The sequence below is a fragment of the Pseudoclavibacter sp. Marseille-Q434 genome (genome assembly GCF_050315415.1).
In the GTDB taxonomy this organism is placed as follows: Bacteria; Actinomycetota; Actinomycetes; order Actinomycetales; family Microbacteriaceae; genus Pseudoclavibacter.
Map to the genome: position 1 here is coordinate 1,123,466 of NZ_JBNPQH010000002.1, position 8,409 is coordinate 1,131,874.

Consider the following 8,409-nt stretch of genomic DNA (forward strand, 5'->3'; position numbering starts at 1 on the left):
GCAGTTCTGCCCCGGCGCTGCGACGCGATTGAAACGTTCTTGACTTCGCGGACGCCGCCTCGTAACCTGAACGCACTGAAACGATTCAATACCTGATCGTGTTCCCGGAGCCGTGGACGACGTCGTTCGGCCCGGGGCAGACCCACAACCGACCAATGAAGGCGACGAACCGTGAGCATCCTCTCCGCAGACCAGCTTGCAGCGCTCGAAGGACAGGGCATCGAGCTCCCGTCCTGGGCGTTCGGCAACTCAGGCACCCGATTCAAGGTGTTCCAGACGGCAGGAACGCCGCGCGACCCGTTCGAGAAGATCTCCGACGCGGCCCAGGTCAACAAGTACACCGCGCTCGCCCCCAGCGTGGCCCTGCACATCCCATGGGACGTGGTCGACGACTTCGCCGCCCTCCGCAAGCACGCTGAAGACCTCGGCGTCGAGCTCGGCACCATCAACTCGAACACGTTCCAGGACGACGACTACAAGTTCGGCGCCCTCACGCACGAAGACGCAGCGGTGCGCCGCAAGGCCATCGACCACCACCTGCGCTGCATCGACGTCATGGACGAGACCGGCTCGCGCGACCTGAAGATCTGGCTCGCCGAAGGCTCCAACTACCCCGGCCAGGCCGACCTGCGCGGCCGCCAGGACCGCCTGCACGACTCGCTGCAGGAGATCTACGCCCGCATCGGCGACCACCAGCGCCTCGTGCTCGAGTACAAGTTCTTCGAGCCGGCGTTCTACCACACGGATGTTCCGGACTGGGGAACGAGCTACGTGCAGGTCGCGGCCCTCGGCGAGAAGGCCATGGTCTGCCTCGACACCGGCCACCACGCGCCTGGCACGAACATCGAGTTCATCGTCATGCAGCTGCTGCGCCTCGGCCGCCTCGGCTCGTTCGACTTCAACTCGCGCTTCTACGCCGACGACGACCTCATCGTCGGCTCGGCAGACCCGTTCCAGCTGTTCCGCATCCTCGCCGAGGTCATCCGCGGCGGCGGGCTGAACAACCCGGACGTGGCCTTCATGCTCGACCAGTGCCACAACGTCGAGTCGAAGATCCAGGGCCAGATGCGCTCTGTCCTCAACGTGCAGGAGATGACGGCGCGCGCGCTGCTCATCGACAAGGACGCCCTCACAGCGGCCCAGAAGTCGGGCGACGTGCTCGTCGCGCACGAGGTCTACATGGATGCGTTCTCGACGGATGTGCGTCCCGCCCTCGCCGAGTGGCGCGAGTCGCGCGGCCTGCCCGCGAACCCGCTCGCCGCGTTCCGCGCATCCGGCTACGAGCAGCAGGTCGCCGAGGAGCGCGTCGGCGGCGTCCAGGCCAGCTGGGGCGCGTAAGCGCCACCGCGCCAACGAGCCCACGACTTCACGACCTCAGAGCTTCGAAGGAACTGACATGACGAACCCAGCAGCAGCCGATCTCATCTCGCGCAGCAACCGCCTCGGCGAAGACCCGAAGAACACGAACTACGCGGGTGGCAACACGTCCGCGAAGGGCACCGAGACCGACCCCGTGACGGGTGAACCCGTCGAGCTGCTCTGGGTGAAGGGCTCCGGGGGCGACCTCGGCACGCTCACCGAGCAGGGCCTGGCCGTGCTGCGCCTCGACCGCTTCCGTGCGCTCACGAACGTCTACCCGGGCGTCGAGCGCGAGGACGAGATGGTCGCGGCCTTCGACTTCTGCCTCCACGGCAAGGGCGGAGCCGCTCCGTCGATCGACACGGCCATGCACGGCCTCGTGGATGCGGCGCACGTCGACCACCTGCACCCCGACTCCGGCATCGCGATCGCGACGGCGGCCGACGGCGAGGAGCTGACGGCGAAGATCTTCGGCGACAAGGTCGTCTGGGTGCCCTGGCGCCGCCCCGGCTTCCAGCTCGGCCTCGACATCGCGAACATCAAGGACGAGAACCCGCAGGCCATCGGCTGCATCCTCGGCGGCCACGGCATCACGGCCTGGGGTGACACGTCGGAGGAATCGGAGCGCAACTCGCTCTGGATCATCGACACTGCAGCGGCATACATCGATGCACACGGCAAGGCCGACCCGTTCGGCGGCGTCGTGAGCGGCTTCGAGGCGCTCCCCGCAGACGAGCGTCGCGCTCGTGCGGCGGCACTTGCACCCTCGATCCGCGCCGTCGCGTCGCACGACGCCCCGATGATCGGGCATTTCACCGACGACGAGCGGGTGCTCGACTTCCTCGCGAGCGAGAAGCTCGCCGAGCTCGCCGCCCTCGGGACGAGCTGCCCCGACCACTTCCTGCGCACCAAGGTCAAGCCGCTCGTGCTCGACCTGCCGACCACGGCATCCTTCGAGGAGCAGCTCGCCCGCCTCGAAGAGCTGCACTCGGCGTACCGCGCCGACTACAAGGCCTACTACGACAAGTTCGCGACGGCCGAGTCGCCCGCCATCCGCGGCGCCGACCCGCTCATCGTGCTCGTCCCGGGCGTCGGCATGTTCTCGTATGGCAAGAACAAGCAGACCGCACGCGTCGCCGGTGAGTTCTACTTGAACGCGATCAACGTGATGCGCGGCGCCGAGGCGCTCTCGAGCTACTCCCCGATCTCGGACGAGGAGAAGTTCCGCATCGAGTACTGGGCACTCGAGGAGGCGAAGTTGCAGCGCATGCCGAAGCCGAAGACGCACCAGGGGCGCATCGCGTTCGTCACTGGCGCCGCATCCGGTATCGGCAAGGCCATCGCCACCCGTCTCGCGGCCGAGGGCGCGTGCGTCGTCGTCGCCGACCTCGACCTCGAGAAGGCGCAGGCCGCAGCGGCTGAGCTCGGAAACACCGACGTCGCGATCGGCGTCGCGGCGAACGTCGCGGACGCAGCCGGCGTGCAGGCCGCCATCGACGCGACCCTCCTCGCGTTCGGCGGCATCGACCTCGTCGTCAACAACGCCGGCCTCTCGCTCTCGAAGCCGCTGCTCGAGACGACCGAGAAGGACTGGGATCTGCAGCACGACGTCATGGCGAAGGGCTCCTTCCTCGTGTCGAAGGCCGCCGCCAAGGCGCTCATCGAGCAGAAGCTCGGCGGCGACGTCATCTACATCTCCTCGAAGAACTCCGTCTTCGCCGGCCCGAACAACATCGCCTACTCGGCGACGAAGGCCGACCAGGCCCACCAGGTCCGCCTCCTCGCGGTCGAACTCGGCGAGCACGGCATCCGCGTCAACGGCATCAACCCCGACGGCGTCGTGCGCGGCTCCGGCATCTTCGCGGCAGGCTGGGGCGCCAACCGCGCCGCGACCTACGGCGTGAAGGAAGAAGACCTCGGCCAGTACTACGCGAACCGCACCATCCTCAAGCGCGAGGTCGTGCCCGAGAACGTCGCCGACGCGGTGTACGTGCTCACGGGCCCGGAGCTCACGCGCACGACCGGCCTGCACATCCCCGTCGACTCGGGCGTCGCGGCGGCCTTCCTGCGATGACCGAGTCTGCTGCGAAGGGGACGGCTGCCGGCGGCCGCGGTGGGGCGGATGCGCCTCGCACGGTCGCGGCGGTCGACCTCGGCGCCACGAGCGGTCGTGTCATCACGGGCACGATCACGGATGGCGTGCTCACGATGCGTCACGAGGCGCGCTTCCCGAACAACCCGGTGCGCACCCGCGATGGGCTGCACTGGAACCTCCTCGGCCTGTACCAGCACGTCCTCGACGGGCTGGCGGCGGCGGAGCGGGATGCGCCCGGCCAGATCGCGAGCATCGGCATCGACTCGTGGGCCGTCGACTACGCGCTGCTGCGCGACGGTCGTGTCCTCGGTGTTCCGTACGCGTACCGCGACGAGCGGACCGCGCGCGGCGTCGAGGCCGTGCACGCCATCGTGTCGCCGGAGGAGCTCTACCGCCGCAACGGCCTCCAGCACCTGCCGTTCAACACGGTCTTCCAGCTCGCCACCGACGGCGAGCTGCTCGAGCTCGCCGAGCAGATGCTGCTCCTGCCCGACCTGCTCGCCTACTGGCTGACGGGCGCGCAGGTCGCGGAGCGCACCAACGCCTCCACGACCGGTCTGCTCCGCGCCGACACTCGTGAGTGGGATGCGGAGCTCGCCGAGCAGGTCGGCGTGCCCGCGCGCATCCTGCCGCACCTCGTCGACCCGGGCGCCGTGCTCGGCTCGCTCGAGGGCGAGGCCGCTCGGGTTGTCGGACGCGACATCGACGTGGTCGCGGTCGGCTCCCACGACACCGCCTCCGCGATCGTCGCCATCCCCAACACGGGCCGCGACTTCGCCTACGTCTCGTGCGGCACGTGGGGACTCGTCGGCCTCGAGCTCGACGAGGCCGTCGTCACCGACGCCGCTCGCGAGGCGAACTTCACGAACGAGGGCGGCGTCGACGGCCGCGTGCGCTTCCTGCACAACGTCATGGGCTTGTGGCTGCTGTCCGAATCGCAGCGCCACTGGGAGCCTGCGGCGACGGATGCGCAGCGCTCGAGCACCCTCCAGCAGCTGCTCGCAGACGCGGCGCAGGTCGCCGGCGACGTGCCGATCTTCGACGTCAACGACCCCGTCTTCATGGCGCCGGGCGACATCCCCGGACGCATCACCGCCTGGCTCACCGAGCGTGGCCTCGAAGCGCCGACGACGCCGGCCGGCATCGTCCGCTCGATCGTCGAGAGCCTCGCGCAGGCCTTCGCCGACGCCGTCGCGACGGCGTCGAACCTCGCCGAGCATCCGGTGAGCGTCATCCACATCGTCGGCGGAGGGTCGCAGAACACGCTCCTCTGCCAAGCGACGGCCGACCGCTCGGGCCTGCCCGTGCTCGCCGGCCCCGTCGAGGCGACCGCCATGGGTAACCTGCTGGTGCAGGCACGCGCACACGGCTGGGTTCCCGACAGCCTCGCCGAGATCCGATCCATCGTCGCGAGATCGACGCAGATCATCCGCTACGACCCGAAGCACACCCGATAGAAGCGAAGGCAGCTGCCCCATGGTGAAACGTCAAGCCCCCAAGCCCCTCGAGCTGCTCGAGCTCATGCAGTTCAAGAAGCCCGACCTCAACGGTCGCCGCCGTCGCCTCAACTCGGCGCTGACGATCGAGGACCTGCGCCGCATCGCGAAGCGCCGCACGCCGAAGGCGGCCTTCGACTACACCGACGGCGCCGCCGAGGGCGAGCTGTCGCTGCGCCGCGCGCGCACCGCGTTCCGCGACGTGGAGTTCAACCCGTCGGTGCTGCGCGACGTCGCGAACGTCGACACGTCCAGCACGGTCCTCGGCGGGCCGATGGCGATGCCGTTCGCGATCGCCCCGACCGGGTTCACGCGCCTCATGCAGACCGAGGGCGAGACGGCCGGAGCCGGCGCTGCCGCGGCCGCGGGCATCCCGTTCACGCTGTCGACGCTCGGAACGACGACCATCGAAGAGGTCGCGAAGGTCAACCCGAACGGACGCAACTGGTTCCAGCTGTACGTCATGAAGGACCGCTCGATCTCCTACGGCCTCGTCGAGCGTGCCGCGAAGGCGGGCTTCGACACGCTGCACTTCACGGTCGACACCCCCGTCGCGGGCGCCCGCCTGCGCGACAAGCGCAACGGCTTCTCCATCCCGCCGCAGCTGACGGTCGGCACGATCATCAACGCCATCCCGCGCCCCTGGTGGTGGATCGACTTCCTCACCACCCCGAAACTCGAGTTCGCGTCGCTCGCGACGACGGGCGGCACGGTCGGCGAGCTGCTCGACTCGGCCATGGATCCGACGATCAACTTCGAGGACCTCAAGGTCATCCGCGAGATGTGGCCGGGCAAGATCGTCATCAAGGGCGTGCAGAACCTCGAGGACTCGAAGACGTTCGCCGACCTCGGCGTCGACGGCATCGTCCTCTCCAACCACGGCGGGCGGCAGCTGGATCGGGCTCCGATCCCCTTCCACCTGCTCCCCGCCGTCGCACGCGAGGTCGGCAAGGATCTCGAGATCGGCGTCGACACCGGCATCATGAACGGCGCCGACATCGTCGCGTCGGTCGCGCTCGGCGCGAACTTCACGATGATCGGCCGCGCCTACCTGTACGGCCTCATGGCCGGCGGACGCGAGGGCGTCGACCGCACCATCGCGATCCTCTCCGACGAGATCATCCGCACCATGAAGCTCCTCGGCGCGCACACGCTCGAAGAGCTCAACCCGTCGCACGTCACGCAGCTCAAGCGCTACGTGCCGACGTCGTTCATCGAAGCGGCACCCGACCGCGCGTAGTTTCGGACGCTTTGGGCTGGGCTGGCCGCCGGGCTGGCTCGGTTTCAGCCGGCCAGATTGATGGGTTTTCGCGACTTGTGATGGGAAAATTCCCACCACCGGTCAGCGAAACCCATCACGCTGGTCCGGCGGAACCCATCACCGGTTGGCAAAACCCATCAGAGTCGAAACCGCGTTGCGCGGCGCTAGGTAGAGGGTGCTTCGACACCTATCCCTTCGCGTCCAGCAGCGCGCTCACGACGGTGAGTACACCCTGCTCCTGGTTGGAGGGCGCGAGGTACCGCGCGAGCTCCTTGACCTCTGGATGCGCGCCCGCCATCGCGTAGGAGCGGTCGGCCTCGCGGAACATCTCGACGTCGTTGAAGAAGTCACCGAACACTGCCGTCTGCGCGGCGGTCACGCCGAGGCGCTCCTGCAGCTGCCGAACCGCCCTGCCCTTGTTGGCCTCTGGCGGCATGATGTCCATCCAGTGGTGGCCGGAGACGACGACTCGGTGGGATTCGCGGAGCTCGTCGACCTCGGTGGCGGCGCCCGTCTCGACCTCAGCGAAGTCGTAGACGGCGATCTTGACGTACTCGTCGTCCGTGTCGAGCACGTCGTCGACGACGGTGAGCGCCTCGTAATAGTTGCGGGCCTCGGCGATGAACTCGTCGTCGCCGCGTTCGATGTACGCGGACTTCTTGCCGCACAGCACGAAGCCGAGGTCGTGGCCACTTGCGGCGAGGCCCCGCAGGAGCGCGATCGCGCGCGCGATGAACGCGGTCTCGAGCGTCAGCGAGCTGACCTCCGCTCCATCCCGCACCACGAAGGTGCCGTTCTCGGCGATGAACGACATGCCCTCCGAGTCACGCTCGAAGAGCTTCGCGAGCGTCGCGTACTGGCGGCCGCTCGCTGGCGTGAACTCGACGCCTGCCTCGCGCATCCGCGTCAGCAGCGCCCAGAACTGGTCGGGAACGGTGTGGTCGTCGAGGAGCAGTGTGCCGTCCATGTCGGCGACCACCAGCCGCACGTCGTTGCCGTCGAGCGACGTCTCGTAGTGGCGATCGGCGGTCTCGAGAACGGTGTCTGCCATGCGGGCAAGCCTACGAGAGCTTGCGGAGCGCTGACCCCTTGTGCGCGGCCTTCGCCCCAGTCTTCTCCGACTCGATGAGGTATGCGGGCTCGTCCGTCGATGCGGTGAACTTCTGCCCGTCGAACTGGAAGTCCTTGGTCTTCTTCTCGATGATCTTGCCCTGCGTGCGCCCCTGCGACGTGTTCCAGCTCACGCGGTCGCCGTTGCTGAAGTCTGCGGTCATGGTGTCTCCTCGCTGCTGCTGTCGCTGCCGTCGGTTTCGTTCGGGCCGTCAGAGTGTGGATCGGTTCGTGTGCTCGGGGTCGGCTTGCGGTACGCGATGATGGCGAACACCACGCCGAGCGCGAACCAGACGATCCAGATGCTGCCGTCGTTGCCAAGATCTATGAGCGCGACGATGAAGAACGCGAGCGCCACCCACGCGTATGTGTTCAGCAGCAGCTTCCTCATGTGCGCATCCTGCCCGTCCGTGCTGGACGTGGAATGGATGCGCCGCGAAGCGGACTAGATGCGAATGCGCACTAGTCCGTGCAATGATCTAGTCATGACTTCGACTGACTGGCCGGGCGAGTGGGTGCGAGCTGCCCTGCCCGGAGCGGTGCTCGCACTCGTGAGCGAAGAGGACGCCTACGGGTACCTCATCGCGCAGCGACTCGCGGCGGCTGGATTTGGGACGATCAAGGGCAGCACCCTGTATCCGCTGCTGGCTCGCCTCGAGCAGGACGGTGTCCTCGCCTCGACGTGGCAGGACGGTTCCGGGGGGCCGGGTCGCAAGTACTACTCGGTCACCGATGCGGGCCGGCACCGGCTCCAGGAGCACCGACGCTTCTGGCAGGACTTCACGACGACGACGACGGCGGTTCTCGCCGAGAAGAGGAACACGAGATGAGCAGCGGACAGCTGGACGACTACGGTGATCAACTGACCGACGAGCTCGAACTTCGCGACGTCCCGATCGATGCCATCGAGCGCATCGTTCGCGAGGTGCGGAGTCACACGGCGGAATCCGGGGAGGACCCGATGGATTCGTTCGGGACACCTCAGCAGTACGCGGACCATTTCGCGCCTCGGACCTGGACGCGCAGGGCTCTCTGGTGGATCGTCGCGCTCGCGGGGCTGCTGGGGGCGGGGGCCGGGTTCCTCATCC

At 68.0% G+C, this 8,409-nt stretch carries 9 protein-coding genes; 6 read left to right on the top strand and 3 right to left on the bottom strand.

What is annotated here, in order from left to right; genetic code table 11:
• The first annotated feature begins 171 nt into the window (after window positions 1–171).
• The 4 genes from rhaI to ACQFZP_RS12275 are packed head-to-tail and all read left to right on the top strand — an operon-like array spanning window position 172 to window position 6,190.
• Window positions 172–1,338: an L-rhamnose isomerase gene (gene rhaI / locus ACQFZP_RS12260; RefSeq protein ID WP_104254704.1), complete on the top strand. Its 1,167-nt coding sequence runs from the start codon at window positions 172–174 to the stop codon at window positions 1,336–1,338.
• Between the two features lie 58 nt (window positions 1,339–1,396).
• Window positions 1,397–3,433 carry a bifunctional aldolase/short-chain dehydrogenase gene (locus tag ACQFZP_RS12265; protein ID WP_211891482.1) on the top strand — a complete coding sequence of 679 codons (2,037 nt, stop codon included), beginning with the start codon at window positions 1,397–1,399 and terminating at the stop codon, window positions 3,431–3,433.
• A complete protein-coding gene (locus tag ACQFZP_RS12270) occupies window positions 3,430–4,911 on the top strand; it encodes a rhamnulokinase (protein WP_211891483.1) in 1,482 nt (493 codons plus the stop codon). Before ACQFZP_RS12265 ends, ACQFZP_RS12270 begins: the two co-directional genes overlap by 4 nt.
• A 19-nt stretch (window positions 4,912–4,930) precedes the next feature.
• A complete protein-coding gene (locus tag ACQFZP_RS12275) occupies window positions 4,931–6,190 on the top strand; it encodes an alpha-hydroxy acid oxidase (protein ID WP_104310164.1) in 1,260 nt (419 codons plus the stop codon).
• A gap of 208 nt (window positions 6,191–6,398) precedes the next feature.
• Here ACQFZP_RS12275 and ACQFZP_RS12280 read toward each other — a convergent pair whose 3' ends face one another.
• From ACQFZP_RS12280 to ACQFZP_RS12290, 3 genes are read right to left on the bottom strand one after another with little or no spacing between them, the layout of a single operon-like run.
• A complete protein-coding gene (locus tag ACQFZP_RS12280) occupies window positions 6,399–7,262 on the bottom strand; it encodes a Cof-type HAD-IIB family hydrolase (RefSeq protein WP_211891484.1) in 864 nt (287 codons plus the stop codon).
• A 10-nt stretch (window positions 7,263–7,272) separates the two neighbouring features.
• Window positions 7,273–7,485 (bottom strand): DUF2945 domain-containing protein, encoded by a 213-nt coding sequence (locus ACQFZP_RS12285; protein ID WP_211891485.1) that lies wholly within the window; start codon window positions 7,483–7,485, stop codon window positions 7,273–7,275.
• Entirely contained in the window at window positions 7,482–7,712 is a 231-nt protein-coding gene (locus tag ACQFZP_RS12290) for a hypothetical protein (RefSeq protein WP_211891486.1), read from the bottom strand. The genes ACQFZP_RS12285 and ACQFZP_RS12290 overlap by 4 nt, the downstream gene beginning before the upstream one ends.
• 94 nt (window positions 7,713–7,806) lie before the next feature.
• On the opposite strand from ACQFZP_RS12290, the gene ACQFZP_RS12295 reads away from it, so the two are divergent.
• A complete protein-coding gene (locus ACQFZP_RS12295; protein ID WP_211891487.1) occupies window positions 7,807–8,151 on the top strand; it encodes a PadR family transcriptional regulator in 345 nt (114 codons plus the stop codon).
• Window positions 8,148–8,409 (top strand): hypothetical protein (locus ACQFZP_RS12300; protein ID WP_211891488.1); only part of this gene is annotated, 262 nt, incomplete at its 3' end. The genes ACQFZP_RS12295 and ACQFZP_RS12300, both read left to right, overlap by 4 nt.

What these genes read in the sequence shown, in the direction of transcription:
- ACQFZP_RS12265 (WP_211891482.1), top strand. Translation starts at nt 1,397, where the DNA reads ATGACGAACCCAGCAGCAGCCGATCTCATCTCGCGCAGCAACCGCCTC.
- ACQFZP_RS12270 (WP_211891483.1), top strand. Translation starts at nt 3,430, where the DNA reads ATGACCGAGTCTGCTGCGAAGGGGACGGCTGCCGGCGGCCGCGGTGGG.
- ACQFZP_RS12275 (WP_104310164.1), top strand. Translation starts at nt 4,931, where the DNA reads ATGGTGAAACGTCAAGCCCCCAAGCCCCTCGAGCTGCTCGAGCTCATG.
- ACQFZP_RS12280 (WP_211891484.1), bottom strand. Translation starts at nt 7,262, where the DNA reads ATGGCAGACACCGTTCTCGAGACCGCCGATCGCCACTACGAGACGTCG.
- ACQFZP_RS12285 (WP_211891485.1), bottom strand. Translation starts at nt 7,485, where the DNA reads ATGACCGCAGACTTCAGCAACGGCGACCGCGTGAGCTGGAACACGTCG.
- ACQFZP_RS12290 (WP_211891486.1), bottom strand. Translation starts at nt 7,712, where the DNA reads ATGAGGAAGCTGCTGCTGAACACATACGCGTGGGTGGCGCTCGCGTTC.
- ACQFZP_RS12295 (WP_211891487.1), top strand. Translation starts at nt 7,807, where the DNA reads ATGACTTCGACTGACTGGCCGGGCGAGTGGGTGCGAGCTGCCCTGCCC.